Here is a 14,733-nt window from a genome sequence, read left to right as displayed (position 1 = left end):
GATGTCCTCCACCACCGCCCCGCGCGCGGGGAGCACGGCCGGAACGGACGCCTCCGAAAGGAAGGGGAGCGGGGACGGGCGGCGGAGCCGGGCCGTGGCGGCGGGGTTCCTGCTGCCCGCCCTGCTCCTGCTCGGCGCGCTCGTCGTCTACCCGATCGGGTACTCCGTCCAGCGCTCGCTCTTCGACCGCTCCGGCTCCTCCTTCGTCGGCCTCGACAACTACCTGGCCCTGTTCACGGACGACTCCCTCCGCACGGCCGTCAAGAACAACCTGATCTGGCTGGTGGTGGCCCCGGCGGTCGCCACCGCCCTCGGTCTGGTCTTCGCCGTCCTGACCGAACGCGTCCGCTGGGGAACGGCGTTCAAGCTGCTCGTCTTCATGCCGATGGCGATCTCGATGCTGGCCGCCGGGATCATCTTCCGGCTGGTGTACGAGCAGGACCCGGACCGGGGCGTCGCGAACGCCGTCTGGGTCGGCGTCCACGACACCTTCGCCGAGTCCTCCGTCTTCCCGAAGGCCCGACCGCTGCCCGTGCACCCGCTGAAGGCGGCCGGGGACGGCGCGTACGTCACGAAGGAACCGGTGCGGGCCGGGCAGCCCGTACGGCTCCCGCTGGTCGGGGTGGCCCCGGCGCAGATGCCGGAGGGCGCGCGCCCGGCCGCCGAGCCCGCCGGCACGGACCCGGGCACGGTCGCCGGCACGGCCTGGCTGGACTTCACCCGGGGCGGCGGCGGGCGGCCGAACGAGGTCGACCCGGCCGAGCGGGGCCTCGCGGGGCTGCGGATCGAGGCCGTACGGGACGGGAAGGTGGTCGCCACGGCGACGGCGGCGGCCGACGGCACGTTCGCGCTGCCCGCCGACCGCGCGGACGGGGCCGTGCTCCGGCTGCCCGCGAGCAACTTCCGGGAGCAGTACAACGGCGTCGAGTGGCTGGGCCCCTCGCTCGTCACGCCCGCGATCATCGGGGCGTACGTGTGGATGTGGGCCGGGTTCGCGATGGTGCTCATCGGGGCCGGGCTCGCGGCCGTGCCGCGCGAACTGCTCGAAGCGGCGCGGGTGGACGGGGCGAACGAGTGGCAGGTGTTCCGCCGGATCACGGTGCCGCTCCTGGCGCCGGTCCTCGCGGTCGTCCTCGTCACCCTGATGATCAACGTGTTGAAGATCTTCGACCTGGTCTTCGTGATCGCGCCGGGCTCGGCGCAGGACGACGCGAACGTGCTCGCGCTCCAGTTGTACCGCTCGTCCTTCGGCACGGACGCGGACCTCGGGGTCGGCTCGGCCATCGCCGTGCTGCTGCTCCTGCTCGTGGTCCCCGTGATGGTGCTCAACGTCCGCCGCATGCGCAGGGAGGCCCGCCGATGAACGGAACCCAGGTGCGGCCCTCCCGCTCCCCGGCGGCGCGGGCCGCGTCCGTGGCCGCGTCCGGCGCGGTCCGGGTCTTCCTCGTCCTGGCGGGCCTGTTCTGGCTGCTGCCGACGGTCGGGCTGCTGCTCTCCTCGCTCCGCTCGCCGTCCGACATCGCGGCGAGCGGCTGGTGGGAGGTGTTCACGGCCCCGGCCCGGCTGACCACGGAGAACTACGCCCATCTGCTGGCGAACGACACGATCACCGGTTCGCTGCTCAACACCGTCCTGATCACCGTCCCGGCCACGCTGCTCGTCCTGGTGATCGGCTCGCTCGCCGGGTACGCGTTCGCGTGGCTGGAGTTCCCGGGCCGGGACTGGTGGTTCCTGGGCGTGGTCGCCCTGCTGGTGGTGCCGGTGCAGGTCGCCCTGGTCCCGGTGTCGAAGCTGTTCGGGGTGGTCGGGCTCTTCGAGACGACCGCCGGGGTGGTCCTCTTCCACACGGCCTTCGGCCTGCCGTTCGCGATCTTCCTGCTGCGGAACTTCTTCGCGGAGATCCCGCGCGAACTCCTGGAGGCGGCGCGGCTCGACGGGGCGGGTGAGATCCGGCTGTTCACCCGGGTGGTGCTGCCGCTCGGCGGCCCGGCGATCGCCTCGCTCGGCATCTTCCAGTTCCTGTGGGTCTGGAACGACATGCTGATCGCCCTGATCTTCGCGGACTCGCAGTCGCCGCCGATCACGGTGGCGCTCCAGCAGCAGGTGCGGCAGTTCGGCAACAACGTGGACGTGCTCGCGCCGGGCGCGTTCCTGTCGATGGTGGTGCCGCTGGTGGTCTTCTTCGCGTTCCAGCGCCAGTTCGCGTCGGGGGTGATGGCGGGCGCGGTGAAGTGACCCCCTCCTCGCGGGCTGAGCCCGTGAGCGCGCGGGCTCAGCCCGTGAGCGCCGCCACCGCCGAGCGCGCGAGGTCGTCGACGTACCCCGGGGGCGGCGGGGTGCGGACGACGACGAGGCGCCAGTACAGCGGTCCGGCGATCAGGTCGAGGGCCCGGTCCGGGTCGGCGTCCCCGGGGAGTTCGCCGCGCGCGACGGCCTCGCGGACGATCCGGGCGACGACGCCCTGCTGTCCGTCGAGCAGCGCGGCCTTGACGGCGTCGGCGATCTCGGGGTGCCGGGCGGCCTCGACGAGGAGGTCGGGGACGACCCGGGAGGCGACCGGGTGGCTCAGGGCGTGTGCGGCCACGTCGAGGAGGGCGCGCACGTCCCCGTACAGGGAGCCGGTGGCGGGCGCCGGCAGGCCCTGGGCGGCGAAGGCGCCGACGAGGTCGAGGACGAGGGAGAGCTTGGACTTCCAGCGCCGGTAGACGGCGGTCTTGCCGACGCCCGCGCGGCGCGCGATCCCCTCGATGGACATCCGGGCGAAGCCGACGGCCGCGAGCTCCTCGAAGACGGCGGCGCGGATGGCCTCGGTCACGTCCTCGCGGAGTACGGCGGCTCCGGCGGGGGCGCGGCGGGGGGTCGGTTCGGTCATGAACGGCATCCTAACCAACGACGACGTGACGACGATACGGTTGCGTTCCGTCGTTGAGCGTCCTACTGTCCCGGTAGCGACGATACGGACCCGTCCCGTCGCGACCGGCAACCGCGCCCCGTCCCGTCGCCGATGCCGCCACCGCCCTCCGCGCCCCACTTCGCCCCGTACCGAAAGCCCAGCCGAAAGCCCAGCCGAAAGCCCGACCGAAAGCCCGCCCCGGAGCCCGCCCATGACCACGACCCTCGCGCCGCCCCCGCCGCACACCACTCCGCCCCGGCCGCAGACCGCCCCTCCCCCCGAGGACCTCCGCGCCCTCGCCCTCCGCCACGGCCTGACCGTCAGCGGGGCCCGCCCCCCGCTCCCCGTGTACGTCCGGCAGCTCTGGGCCCGCCGCGACTTCATCGCCGCCTTCGCGACCGCCCGGCTGACCGCCCAGTACAGCCAGGCGCGCCTCGGCCAGCTCTGGCAGGTGGCGACCCCGCTGCTCAACGCGGCCGTCTACTACCTGATCTTCGGCGTGTTCATGAACGCCGAGCACGGCGTGACCGACTACGTGCCCTTCCTGATCACCGGCGTCTTCGTGTGGACCTTCACCTCGAACACGCTCCTGGCCGGCACCCGGGCGATCAGCGGCAACCTCGGCCTGGTCCGCGCCCTGCACTTCCCGCGCGCGAGCCTGCCGCTCTCGCTCGCCCTCCAGCAGCTCCAGCAGCTCCTGCTCTCGCTCGCCGCGCTCGTCGCGATCCTCCTCTGCTGCGGCGAGTTCCCCCGGTGGAGCTGGCTGCTCGCCGTCCCGGCGCTCGCCCTCCAGACCCTGTTCAACACGGGCCTGGCGCTCGCCCTGGCCCGGATCGCGGCCCGCACCCCGGACGTCGGCCAGCTGATGCCGTTCGCGCTCCGCACCTGGATGTACGCCTCGGGCGCCATGTGGTCGATCGGGAACCTGGCGCACGACGGGCGCTTCCCCGAGGGCGTGGTGCTCGCCCTCCGGTGCAACCCGGCGGCGGTCTACATCGACCTCGTGCGCTTCGCCCTGATCGCGAGCCACGGCGCGGACCGGCTGCCGCCGCACGTCTGGGCGCTCGCCACCGGCTGGGCCGTCCTGGCCTTCGCGGGCGGGTTCCTGTGGTTCTGGAAGGCGGAGGAGACGTACGGCCGTGGCTGACACGCGCGAGCAGGAGAGGATCCCGACCGTCGTGGCCGACGGCGTCCACGTCACGTACACCGTGCACGGACAAGGACACGGGCGAGATCAGGGGCGCGGCGGCTGGTGGAGGAGGGCACCGGCCGGCCGCCGGGTCCACGCCGTCAAGGGGGTCGGCTTCGTCGCGTACCGGGGCGAGGCGATCGGCCTGATCGGTTCGAACGGCTCGGGGAAGTCGACCCTCCTGAAGGCCGTCGCGGGACTCCTGCCCGTCGACCGCGGCCGGATCTACACCCACGGCCGCCCCTCCCTCCTCGGCGTCGACGCGGCCCTGATGAACGACCTGACGGGCGAGCGGAACGTGGTCCTCGGCAGTCTCGCGACGGGCATGAGCCGCGCGGAGGTCCGCGAACGCTACGACGGGATCGTCGACTTCTCGGGCGTCAACGAGAAGGACGACGCGATCTCCCGTCCGATGCGGACGTACTCCTCCGGGATGGCGGCCCGGCTGCGCTTCTCCATCGCCGCCGCGAGGAGCCACGACGTGCTGCTCGTCGACGAGGCCCTGGCCACCGGCGACGCGCGCTTCCGGCGCCGGAGCCGGCAGCGGATCGACGAGCTGCGCGCGGAGGCCGGGACGGTCTTCCTGGTCAGCCACTCGAACGCCACCGTCGCGGAGACCTGCGGGCGCGCCCTGTGGCTGGAGGCGGGGACGCTCCGGATGGACGGCCCGGCGCGGGAGGTGGTGGCGGCGTACGAGGAGTTCACCGCGTCAGGGGCGAAGACCACGGGCAAAAAAGACATTACGGTCTAAAGTGCGGTGGGGTGACGAACGATCAGCCCCAAACCCCCCACCCGGCCGGCACCGAACCCCCCGGCCCCACCGCGACCGGCCCCACCGCGACCGGCTCCACCCCGTCCGACCCCACCGCATCCGTCTCCACCGCGTCCGGTCCCACCGCGTCCGACCCCACCGCATCCGTCTCCACCGCGTCCGACCCGGCCACATCCGACCCGGCCGCCGACGCCTCCCGCCCCACCAGTACGAGCACCGAACCCCCCGCCCTCACCCGCTCCCCCTTCACCTCGGAGACCTTCACCTCCGCCACCTTCGTCACGGTCGGCAACGGCCCCCGGCTCGCGCTCGCCGCCGTCTGGCTCCTCACCCGGGCCGGCATGCTCCTGCTGCTCCTCCGCGACGACCTCGGCATCGGCGGCGTGGCCCGCGAGGTGGCGCTCTACGAGCACTGGTACGGGAAGTTCGCCGCGGGCACCTTCCCGCCCGGCGACGCCACCTGGCAGTACCCGCCGGGGGCCGGGCTCGTGATCATGTCCCCCGGCGCCCTCCCCTGGCTCACCTACTTCCAGGCCTTCGTCACCCTCACCCTCCTCGCCGACGCGGTCGTCACCCTCGCGCTCGCCCGCGCCGACGGCGCCCGCCTCACCCACGGCGCCTGGATCTGGGTCTGCGGCCTGCCGCTCCTCCTCCACATCCCCCTCGCCCGGTACGACGTCCAGACCACCGCCCTCGCCGTCCTCGCCCTGCTCGCCCTCACCGCCCGCAGGACCGCCGCCCACCAGCTCGGCGGGGCGCTCGCCGGGATCGGCGCGATGGTGAAGGTGTGGCCGGCGCTGGCACTCCTCGGCACCCCGCGGGGTCGCACCACCCGGGAGGCGTGGACCGCCGCCGCCGTCACCGCCGTCGCGCTCCTCGCCACCCTCGCGTTCTTCTTCTCCGAGTCGCTCGGCTTCCTGCGGCAGCAGGGCAACCGGGGCGTCCAGATCGAGTCCCTGGGCGGCACGGCCCTCGCGCTCGCCCGGTCCGCCGGCATCTGGCCGGGGACGGTCGAGTTCCGCTACGGCGCCCTGGAGTACGTCGGCCCGTACGTCTCCACCCTGGGCCACCTCTTCCTGCTGCTCACCGCCGCCGCCCTGTGCTGGCTGGTCCTCTGGCGCGTCCGGGCCCACCGCTGGACCCCCGCCACCCCGTACGACACGGCGTTCGCCGCCGTCCTGCTCTTCACCGTCACCAGCCGGGTGATCAGCCCCCAGTACATGATCTGGCTGCTCGGGCTCGCCGCCGTCTGCCTGACCTCCCGGGACACCGTGATGCGCCCGGTGGCGCTGCTGCTCCTCCCGGCGGCGGCGCTGAGCGCGCTCGCGTACCCCGTCCTGTACTTCGACGTCATCGATGGCACCCCCACGGGCCTCGCCGTCATGGTGCTGCGCAACGGTCTGCTGCTCGCCGCGACCCTGCTCGCCGCCCGCCGCCTGTGGACCTCGACGGTCGCCGCCGCGCCGGAGGAGTGAGACCTGCGGGAAAAGGCCGAGGGGCCCCGCCGGAGAACCGGCGGGGCCCCTCGCGCGCGTGCTCCTAGCTGTGCGAGCGCAGCAGCGTGCGCATCGTCCGCATCGCCACCGACAGGTTCGCCAGGTCGAAGGTGTCCGAGCCCTGGATCTCCTCCAGGGTCGTCCGCGCGCGGCCCAGGATCGCCGCGTTCTTCTCCTCCCAGGCCTTGAACCGCTCCTCCGGGCCCGCGTCGTCGCCGCCGGACGTCAGGACGTCCTGCGTGAGCGCCGCGTGCGCGGCGAACAGGTCCTCGCGAATCGAGGCGCGGGCCATCGACTGCCAGCGGTCGTCACGCGGCAGCTCGATGATCCGGTCCATGAGGTCGGTGATCCGCAGCCGGTCGGCCAGGTCGTAGTAGACCTCGGCCACCGCGAGCGGCTCCTTGCCCGTCCGGTCGGCGATCGCGACGATGTCGAGCGCCGGGAAGGCGGAGGAGAAGCCGGCGACCCGCCGCGCGAGCTCCTCCGGCACCCCGAAGCCGGTCAGCTCGTCCAGGATCGACCGGTACCACTCCAGGTCCGCGCCGCGCAGCAGCTCGGGCAGCCGCGACCAGACCTCCTCGACGCGCTCGGCGAAGAACTCGATGGTCTCGGTGAGCTGGAGCGGCTGCGGCCGGTTGTTGAGCAGCCAGCGCGTGCCGCGCTCGACGAGCCGGCGCGCGTGCAGCCGCATCCGGGTCTGGATCTCGGCCGGCACCCGGTTGTCGAGGTCCTCGACGGCGTCCCAGACCCGGCCGAGGCGGAAGACGACGCGGGCGGCGGTCTGCGCCCGGACGATCTCCTCGATCGACGCGCCGGTCTCCTCGCGGAGGCGGTGCAGGAAGGTCGAACCGCCGGCGTTGACGGTGTCGTTGACCAGGACGGTGGTGATGATCTCGCGGCGCAGCGGGTGGCCGTCGACGGCCTCGGTGAACCGCTCGCGCAGCAGCGTCGGGAAGTACGCGTGGAGCAGCCCGGTCAGGTACGGGTCGTCCGGCAGCCCGGTGCCAATCAGCTCGTCGGCCACCGTGATCTTGGTGTACGCGAGGAGGACGGCGAGCTCCGGCTGGCTCAGGCCCTTGCCGTTGTTGAGGAGTTCGCGGATCTGCCGGTCGTTGGGCAGGAACTCCAGGGAGCGGTCGAGGGCCCCGTCGCGGCCCAGGCGGCGCATGAACCGCTGGTGGGCGTGGAGCAGGGACGGCGACTGGGCGACGGCGTTGGCCAGGGCCGTGTTCTGCGCGTAGTTGTTGCGCAGCACGAGCGTGCCGACCTCGTCGGTCATCTCCGCGAGGATCTTGTTGCGCTGCTTGACGGTCATGTCGCCCTCGGCGACGAGCCCGTTGAGCAGGATCTTGATGTTGACCTCGTGGTCGGAGGTGTCGACGCCGGCGCTGTTGTCGATGGCGTCGGTGTTGACCTTGCCGCCCTCGCCCTCGGGGCCGCCGGAGCGGGCGAACTCGATGCGGCCCAGCTGGGTCGCGCCGAGGTTGCCGCCCTCGCCGATCACCTGGGCGCGCACGTCCTGGCCGTCGACGCGGATGGCGTCGTTGGCCTTGTCGCCGACGTCGGCGTTCGACTCGGCCGAGGACTTGACGTACGTGCCGATGCCGCCGTTCCACAGCAGGTCGACGGGCGCCTGGAGGATCGCCTTCATCAGCTCGGCCGGGGTCAGCTTGGTGATCCCGTCCTCGATGCCGAGGGCGGCCCTGACCTGCGCGTTGACCGGGATCGACTTGGCGCTGCGGGGGTGGACGCCACCACCGGCGGAGAGCAGCGAGGTGTCGTAGTCGGCCCAGGACGAGCGGGACAGCTCGAAGAGGCGGCGGCGCTCGGCGTACGAGACGGCCGCGTCCGGGTTGGGGTCGAGGAAGATGTGCCGGTGGTCGAAGGCCGCGACCAGGCGGATGTGCTCGGAGAGCAGCATGCCGTTGCCGAAGACGTCGCCGGACATGTCGCCGACGCCGACGACCGTGAAGTCCTCGGTCTGGGTGTCGTGGCCCAGCTCGCGGAAGTGGCGCTTGACGGACTCCCAGGCGCCGCGGGCGGTGATGCCCATGCCCTTGTGGTCGTAGCCGGCCGAGCCGCCGGAGGCGAACGCGTCGCCGAGCCAGAAGCCGTACGCCTCCGCGACGCCGTTGGCGATGTCGGAGAAGGTCGCGGTGCCCTTGTCGGCGGCGACGACCAGGTAGGTGTCGTCCTCGTCGTGGCGGACCACGTCGACCGGCGGCACGACCTCGCCCGCGACCAGGTTGTCGGTGATGTCGAGCAGGGCCGAGATGAACGTCTTGTACGAGGCGATGCCCTCGGCCATCCAGGCGTCCCGGTCCACGGACGGGTCCGGGAGCTGCTTGGCGACGAAGCCGCCCTTGGCGCCGACCGGCACGATGACGGTGTTCTTCACCATCTGCGCCTTGACCAGGCCGAGGATCTCGGTGCGGAAGTCCTCGCGCCGGTCGGACCAGCGCAAACCGCCGCGGGCGACCTTGCCGAAGCGCAGGTGGACGCCCTCGACGCGCGGCGAGTACACCCAGATCTCGAAGGCGGGGCGCGGGGCCGGCAGGTCGGGGATGGCCTGCGGGTCGAACTTCATCGACACGTAGGAGTGCGGCCGGCCCTCCGAGTTCCTCTGGAAGAAGTTCGTCCGCAGCGTGGCCTTGATGACGGTCAGGAAGGAGCGCAGGATGCGGTCCTCGTCCAGGCTCGCGACCTGGTCCAGGGCGGCGTCCAGCTCTTCGAGGAGCGCGTCGATCAGCTCGGTGCCGGCGCGCTGGCGCTCCGGCGCCATCCGGGCCTCGAAGAGGTTGACCAGGAGCCGGGTGGTGTGGACGTTGTTGCGGAGGGTGTCCTCCATGTAGTCCTGGCTGAAGGTCGCGCCGGCCTGCCGCAGGTACTTGGCGTAGGCGCGCAGCACCATCGCCTCGCGCCAGTTCAGGCCGGCGGAGAGGACGAGGGAGTTGAAGCCGTCGTTCTCGGCCTCGCCGGTCCAGGTGGCGGCGAAGGCCTCCTGGAAGCGCTCGCGGGCGTCGTCGCCCAGGGAGACGCCGCTGCCGTTGGTGGCCGGGAGCCGCAGGCCGAAGTCGTAGATCCAGGCGTGGGTGCGGTCGGCGCAGCGCAGCTCGTAGGGGCGCTCGTCGGTGACCTCGACGCCGAGCCGGTTGAGGACCGGCAGGACGGCGGAGAGGGAGATCTGGTCGCCCGTCTTGTAGATCTTGAAGCGGCGCTCGCCGGGGGCCGCGAGGACCGGCTCGTAGAGCGAGAGCGAGAAGTCCTTCTCGCTGCCGGCCAGGGCCTCCATGTGGACCAGGTCGGAGACGGCCGCGCGCGGCGAGTGGTCGGCCTTGTAGCCCTCGGGGAAGGCGTTGCCGTAGCGGCGCAGCAGCTCGGCGGCGCGCTCCTCGCCCAGCTCGGCGTTGAGCGCCTCGCCGAAGCCGTCGGCCCAGGAGCGGGCGGCCTCGACGAGCCGGCCCTCGATGCGCTCGACGTCGGCGTCGGTGAGCTTGGCGAGCTCGGTGCCGGGTTCGACGCGGACGACGAAGTGCAGCCGGGAGAGGATCGACTCGGTGTTCCAGGCGGTGAAGTCGACGCTGGTGCCGCCGAGCTCCTCCTTCAGGATGTCGATGATCCGCAGCCGGACGCGAGTGGTGTAGCGGTCGCGCGGCAGGTAGACGAGGGCCGAGTAGTAGCGGCCGTACTCGTCCTGGCGCAGGTAGAGCCGCAGCCGGCGCCGCTCCTGGAGGTAGAGGACGCTGGTGACGACGGCCCGGAGCTGGTCGGCCGGGGTCTGGAACAGCTCGTCGCGCGGGTAGGTCTCCAGGATCTGGAGCAGGTCGCGGCCGTCGTGGCTGTTCGGCGAGAAGCCGGCGCCCTCCAGGACCTCCTGGACCTTGCGCTTGACGACCGGGACGCGGCGGACGGACTCGGTGTAGGCGGCCGAGGAGAACAGGCCGAGGAAGCGGCGCTCGCCGACGACGTTGCCGGCGGCGTCGAACTTCTTCACGCCGATGTAGTCGAGGTACGAGGGGCGGTGCACGGTCGCCCGGCTGTTGGCCTTCGTCAGGATCAGCAGCTTGTGCTCGCGGGCCTTGGCCCGGGCGTCGGCGGGCAGCCGGCTGAAGGAGGGCGACACGGGGTGGGCGTGGTGGCCCTCGTCGTCGCCGGAGTGGTGCGGGTCGGAGCGCAGGATGCCGAGGCCGGTGCCGGGCACGGCGGACAGGGCGTCGCCGTCGACCAGCTCGTACTCGCGGTAGCCGAGGAAGGTGAAGTGGTCGTCGGCCAGCCAGCGCAGCAGCTCGCGGGCCTCCTCCACCTCGGTCGGGCGCAGGTCGGGGGCGGTGGGCTCGTCGGGGAGGCCGTCCGCGATGCGCAGCGCGGCGTCGCGCATCTTCTCCCAGTCCTCGACCGTCTCGCGGACGTCGGACAGGACGCGCAGCAGGTCGGCGGTGATCTGCTTGAGGTCGGCGCGGTCGGTCTCGCGGTCGATCTCGACGTGGATCCAGGACTCGGTGAGCGCGTCGTGCGGCAGCTCGCCGTGGATCTGGGCCGACAGGACCTCGATGAGCTTTCCGGTGACGTCGCGGCGGACGAGGACCTGCGGGTGGATCACGACGTGGATGCCGCGGCCCTGGCGGGACAGCTCGTTGGTGACCGAGTCGACGAGGAAGGGCATGTCGTCGGTGACGACCTCGACGACGGAGTGGCTGCTGGTCCAGCCGTTCTCCTCGACCGTCGGGGTGTGGACGCGCACGTTCGCCGTGCCCTGCGGACGGTTCTCCGCCAGGCGGTAGTGGGAGAGGGCGGCGCCGAAGACGTCGACCGGGTCCCGGTCGGACAGGTCCTCGGGCGCGGTGTGCAGGTAGTAGCGCTGGAGGTATTCGAGCACGGTGTCGCCGTCCGGGCGCTCGCCCGGACCGTCCGGCCCCGTCGGAAGTCGCCCCCCGACCGGGCTGTGCTCAGCTACCCGGGCGGCCCTTTCGAGCAGCTCGGCCTTGGCTTCGTCCAGCTTGGTCTGCATGTCCTCTGACTCCTGGCCGCGCGCCGTTGCGCGACATCGGTGGAAGGAAGGGCACAACGCCTCCACGACGTGTTTCCGCAGAAGACGGCGTCATGCCCGGATGAGAGATGCCCGGGTCGTTTTCGGCCACTGATCGCGGCCCGCCCGGGCGGAGGAGATCGGCGAACGCACGGTCGGCCCGACCGCCGGAGCGGGTCGGGCGGCAGCCGGGGGCTTCACTGCCCCCTCGGCGTATCGCGCTGATCACGACGAAAGCCTATCGCTCCCGCCCCCCGCCCCGTCATGAGCCGTATGTGTACAAAAGAGGGGGTGGAAGTTTGACGTTATGGACAGCGACACATGTCCTCAGGGCACGGCATCCGACTTCTGCGAGCGGGGAGAGCCATGGCGAGGATCCTGATCGTGACCGGGGACGCGGCGGAGTCGCTGGAGGTGCTGTACCCCTACCAGCGTCTCCTCGAAGAGGGGTACGAGGTGGACATCGCGGCCCCGGCCCGCAAGACGCTGCGGTTCGTGGTCCACGACTTCGAGCCCGGCTTCGACACGTACACCGAGAAGCCCGGCTACACCTGGCCCGCCGACCTGGCCTTCTCGGAGGTCGACCCGGGGGCGTACCTGGCGGTGGTGATCCCGGGCGGCCGGGCCCCGGAGTACCTGCGCAACGACCCGGAGCTGCGCAAGATCCTCAAGGCCTTCTTCGACGCGGACAAGCCGGTCGCGCAGATCTGCCACGGCCCGCTCCTGACGGCGGCGACCGGCAGCCTGGAGGGCCGCCGGGTCACGGCCTATCCGGCCCTGGAACTGGACATGCAGGCGGCGGGGGCGTCCTTCCAGGACACGGCGGCCGTGGTCGACGGTCTGCTCGTCTCCTCGCGCGCGTGGCCGGACCACCCGGTCTGGATGCGGGAGTTCCTGAAGGTCCTCAGGTCGAAGGGCTGAGGGGCCCGGTCGTACGGGGCGGAGGACTACACCAGCTCCTCCGCCACGGCGACCGCCTCCGCGAGCGAGTCGACCACCGGCACGCCCACCCGCTCCAGGGAGGCGCGGCTGTGCGAGCCGCCGGTGTAGAGCACGGCCTTCGCCCCGACGTGCGCCGCCGCCAGCGCGTCGTCCGCCGCGTCGCCGATGACGACCACCCGCTCGGCCCGGATCCCCTCCAGGGCGGCCAGGTGCCGCACCATGTGCCCGGACTTGCCGTCCGTGGAGGTGTCGGGCCGTCCGTCCATGCGCAGGAACCGCTCCGCGATCCCGTGCCGCCGCACGAGGGGGACGAGGTCGGCGTGCGGCGCGAGCGAGAGCAGCGACTGCGTGAAGCCGGAGGCCTGGCGCGCCGCGAGCAGCTCGGCGGCGCCGGCGGTCAGGCCGCAGTTCTCGGCGCGCGCCCGGTAGTGCCGGTGGAAGACGCCGTCCATGAGGGTCCACTCGGTGTCGGTGGGCAGCCGCCCCATGAGCCGCTCGTAGAACTGCGGCACCGGCACCATGTACAGCTCGCGGTACCGCTCCAGCGTGAGCGGTTCGAGTCCCAGCTCGGCGAAGGCGGCGTTCGTCGCCCCGATGACGGCGTCGATGTCGTCGAGCAGCGTGCCGTTCCAGTCCCAGACCAGGTGCTTTCCGTGCTTCCCCATGGAAGGACGGTACCCGCCGCCTCCGACGGCGAAGAGCGCGGAGCCGTTCCGAGACCCTTCCGGAATCCCCCGGGAACCCCCGGAACCCTCCCGGTCCCTCAGCCCAGCAACCCGGGGATCTCCTGCACCCCGAACCACAGCAGTTCGTGGTCCTCGGCGCCGTCCACGACGAACCGCGCGTCGTCGTCGCCCCGGTCGGCCGCCCCCAGCGCGTCCGCCGCCGCCCTGACGTCCGCCTCGGCGTCGTCCGCGTCGGCATGGACGGCGGCGGCCTTGGTCAGCGGTACGGCCCCGGCGATCCGGACCTCGCCGACCGCGTCGGCGTCGAGCCCGCGGTCGGGGTCCGCGACGGCGTCCTTGTCGGCCACGTCGACGGCGACGACGATCCGGCGCCGGGGCGCCTCGGGGTCGCCGGCGAGCAGCCGCAGGGAGGCGGCGGCGGCCCGGCCGAGGGCCGCGTACTCCAGCTCCTCGATGTCGTCGGAGACGTACCACTCGCGCAGCGCGGGGGTGACGGCGTAGGCGGTCAGCGGGCCGGGGCCCAGCTCGCCCGCCTTGTGCGCCTGTGCGAGACCGGGGAGGGTCAGGGGGACGTAGACGCGCATCGGCTGGCCGCTTTCGTAGAGGGAGAGATCCTCAGGATACGTGCGGAGTCCCCCTTCGGGGCGGCGGGCCGGACGCGCCGTCCGTCCACCCCCGACGCCCGCGCGCCGGACCGCCGGAGACCCGATTTCCGACCGCGTCACCCGGATAGGTGATCCCGTTCCGGACCACCCCGGGGTGGCCGGCGCCTTGCGATGCCCCGAGTCGTCGCCGTACAAGATCCCCAGCGGTAGTTACTGACTGGTACGACTCGGTTACGGAACGACAGGGGATCACCATGACCACCACGCTCACGACGACCACCACCGACACGACTCCGCCCGTCGGCCACACCACGACGGCCGTCCCCACCACCACGGCCCCGTCCCCGACCGCCCCGCCCACGGCGACCCGACCCGCCGGGCCCCCCGCCCCGACTGCCGTCCCCGCCACGCCCACGCCTCCGACCACCGCACCCACTGCGGCCCGGCCTGCCACCACGGCTCTGACGGCCCTCCTCCCCGCCGTCCCCACCGCACCTCCGACCGCCGAACTCGTCACGGCCCCGGCCTCGGCCGCTCTCCCCGTCCCGCCCCTCGGCGGTGCCACCCGCCGCCCCCGCGCCCCGCGCCCCCGTACCGCTCCGGGCGGCCCCGCCGGGACCCGGCCGCGCGGCTCCGCCGGCACGCGCCCGCGTACGCCCGAGCGCGGCGCGCCCCGCGCGCTCCCGCCCCACACCGTCTTCGCCGAGCGCCTGCTCGCCGTCCTGAGCGGGGAGCGGCCGGTGCACTGGATGCTCGGGCACACCCTCGGCGAGGCGTACGAGCAGCTCGTCCGGCTCGCCCCGGAGACGCCCCTGCGCTCCCTCGGCCCCCGCCCGGTCCTGCGCCGCTGCTCGGTCCAGACGCACCCCGCCCAGGACGCCGTCGAGGCCTTCGCGACCATCGCCACCGGCGCCCGCGTCCGGGCGATGGCGTTCCGCCTGGAGCGCGGCGCCGACCGGCGCTGGCGCTGCGCGGCCGTGGAGCTCGACGGCCTGGGCACGGCGTGACGGCAGGACGGATACGACGAAAAGCCCGCCCACCACGCGTGACGACGGAGCGGGTACGGCGAAGGGGCCGTCCACCCCACCGGGTGAACGGCCCCTCGTACGCCGAAGCTCAGCGCG

Annotated in this window: 11 protein-coding genes; 7 read left to right on the top strand and 4 right to left on the bottom strand. The window is 72.9% G+C overall.

The window, feature by feature from the left end; genetic code table 11:
• The first annotated feature begins 1 nt into the window (after window position 1).
• Together ACIP5O_RS03735 and ACIP5O_RS03730 are read left to right on the top strand one after the other, a co-directional pair.
• A complete protein-coding gene (locus tag ACIP5O_RS03735; protein ID WP_401288200.1) occupies window positions 2-1,363 on the top strand; it encodes a carbohydrate ABC transporter permease in 1,362 nt (453 codons plus the stop codon).
• Complete coding sequence (locus tag ACIP5O_RS03730; protein ID WP_356540658.1) at window positions 1,360-2,235, top strand: carbohydrate ABC transporter permease; 876 nt, start codon at window positions 1,360-1,362, stop codon at window positions 2,233-2,235. Before ACIP5O_RS03735 ends, ACIP5O_RS03730 begins: the two co-directional genes overlap by 4 nt.
• A 37-nt stretch (window positions 2,236-2,272) precedes the next feature.
• Here the strand turns inward: ACIP5O_RS03730 and ACIP5O_RS03725 are convergent, their stop codons facing one another.
• The gene (locus ACIP5O_RS03725) at window positions 2,273-2,872 is read right to left on the bottom strand and encodes a TetR/AcrR family transcriptional regulator (protein ID WP_401288197.1); all 600 of its coding nucleotides are present in this window, start codon (window positions 2,870-2,872) and stop codon (window positions 2,273-2,275) included.
• A 232-nt stretch (window positions 2,873-3,104) separates the two neighbouring features.
• Between ACIP5O_RS03725 and ACIP5O_RS03720 the strand changes: the two genes are divergently transcribed.
• Genes ACIP5O_RS03720 through ACIP5O_RS03710 form a run of 3 tightly spaced genes read left to right on the top strand, consistent with a single transcriptional unit; the run spans window position 3,105 to window position 6,329 of the window.
• Window positions 3,105-4,040, top strand: coding sequence for an ABC transporter permease (locus ACIP5O_RS03720; protein WP_401288195.1), 936 nt, complete (start codon window positions 3,105-3,107; stop codon window positions 4,038-4,040).
• Window positions 4,033-4,833, top strand: a complete 801-nt coding sequence (locus ACIP5O_RS03715; RefSeq protein ID WP_401288194.1) for an ABC transporter ATP-binding protein — start codon at window positions 4,033-4,035, stop codon at window positions 4,831-4,833. Before ACIP5O_RS03720 ends, ACIP5O_RS03715 begins: the two co-directional genes overlap by 8 nt.
• Window positions 4,834-4,844: 11 nt before the next feature.
• Window positions 4,845-6,329 carry a glycosyltransferase 87 family protein gene (locus ACIP5O_RS03710; RefSeq protein ID WP_401288191.1) on the top strand — a complete coding sequence of 495 codons (1,485 nt, stop codon included), beginning with the start codon at window positions 4,845-4,847 and terminating at the stop codon, window positions 6,327-6,329.
• A gap of 64 nt (window positions 6,330-6,393) precedes the next feature.
• Here ACIP5O_RS03710 and ACIP5O_RS03705 read toward each other — a convergent pair whose 3' ends face one another.
• Window positions 6,394-11,358: an NAD-glutamate dehydrogenase gene (locus ACIP5O_RS03705; protein WP_401288189.1), complete on the bottom strand. Its 4,965-nt coding sequence runs from the start codon at window positions 11,356-11,358 to the stop codon at window positions 6,394-6,396.
• Between the two features lie 384 nt (window positions 11,359-11,742).
• On the opposite strand from ACIP5O_RS03705, the gene ACIP5O_RS03700 reads away from it, so the two are divergent.
• Window positions 11,743-12,297: a DJ-1/PfpI family protein gene (locus ACIP5O_RS03700; RefSeq protein WP_366375172.1), complete on the top strand. Its 555-nt coding sequence runs from the start codon at window positions 11,743-11,745 to the stop codon at window positions 12,295-12,297.
• 26 nt (window positions 12,298-12,323) lie between these two features.
• Here ACIP5O_RS03700 and ACIP5O_RS03695 read toward each other — a convergent pair whose 3' ends face one another.
• Window positions 12,324-12,983 (bottom strand): HAD family hydrolase, encoded by a 660-nt coding sequence (locus ACIP5O_RS03695; RefSeq protein ID WP_356540651.1) that lies wholly within the window; start codon window positions 12,981-12,983, stop codon window positions 12,324-12,326.
• A gap of 98 nt (window positions 12,984-13,081) precedes the next feature.
• Window positions 13,082-13,588, bottom strand: a complete 507-nt coding sequence (locus ACIP5O_RS03690; protein ID WP_401288185.1) for a DUF6912 family protein — start codon at window positions 13,586-13,588, stop codon at window positions 13,082-13,084.
• 275 nt (window positions 13,589-13,863) lie between these two features.
• Between ACIP5O_RS03690 and ACIP5O_RS03685 the strand changes: the two genes are divergently transcribed.
• Window positions 13,864-14,616 carry an Rv3235 family protein gene (locus ACIP5O_RS03685; RefSeq protein WP_401288182.1) on the top strand — a complete coding sequence of 251 codons (753 nt, stop codon included), beginning with the start codon at window positions 13,864-13,866 and terminating at the stop codon, window positions 14,614-14,616.
• Window positions 14,617-14,733 lie beyond the last annotated feature (117 nt).

Origin of the sequence: Streptomyces sp. NPDC088915 (genome assembly GCF_044749825.1) — a bacterium.
Taxonomy (GTDB): domain Bacteria; phylum Actinomycetota; class Actinomycetes; order Streptomycetales; family Streptomycetaceae; genus Streptomyces.
This window is presented reverse-complemented; position numbering and strand designations above follow the sequence as displayed.

Coding starts and splice junctions, on each gene's coding strand:
- ACIP5O_RS03735 (WP_401288200.1), top strand. CDS start 2: ATGTCCTCCACCACCGCCCCGCGCGCGGGGAGCACGGCCGGAACGGAC.
- ACIP5O_RS03730 (WP_356540658.1), top strand. CDS start 1,360: ATGAACGGAACCCAGGTGCGGCCCTCCCGCTCCCCGGCGGCGCGGGCC.
- ACIP5O_RS03725 (WP_401288197.1), bottom strand. CDS start 2,872: ATGACCGAACCGACCCCCCGCCGCGCCCCCGCCGGAGCCGCCGTACTC.
- ACIP5O_RS03720 (WP_401288195.1), top strand. CDS start 3,105: ATGACCACGACCCTCGCGCCGCCCCCGCCGCACACCACTCCGCCCCGG.
- ACIP5O_RS03705 (WP_401288189.1), bottom strand. CDS start 11,358: ATGCAGACCAAGCTGGACGAAGCCAAGGCCGAGCTGCTCGAAAGGGCC.
- ACIP5O_RS03700 (WP_366375172.1), top strand. CDS start 11,743: ATGGCGAGGATCCTGATCGTGACCGGGGACGCGGCGGAGTCGCTGGAG.
- ACIP5O_RS03695 (WP_356540651.1), bottom strand. CDS start 12,983: ATGGGGAAGCACGGAAAGCACCTGGTCTGGGACTGGAACGGCACGCTG.
- ACIP5O_RS03690 (WP_401288185.1), bottom strand. CDS start 13,588: ATGCGCGTCTACGTCCCCCTGACCCTCCCCGGTCTCGCACAGGCGCAC.
- ACIP5O_RS03685 (WP_401288182.1), top strand. CDS start 13,864: ATGACCACCACGCTCACGACGACCACCACCGACACGACTCCGCCCGTC.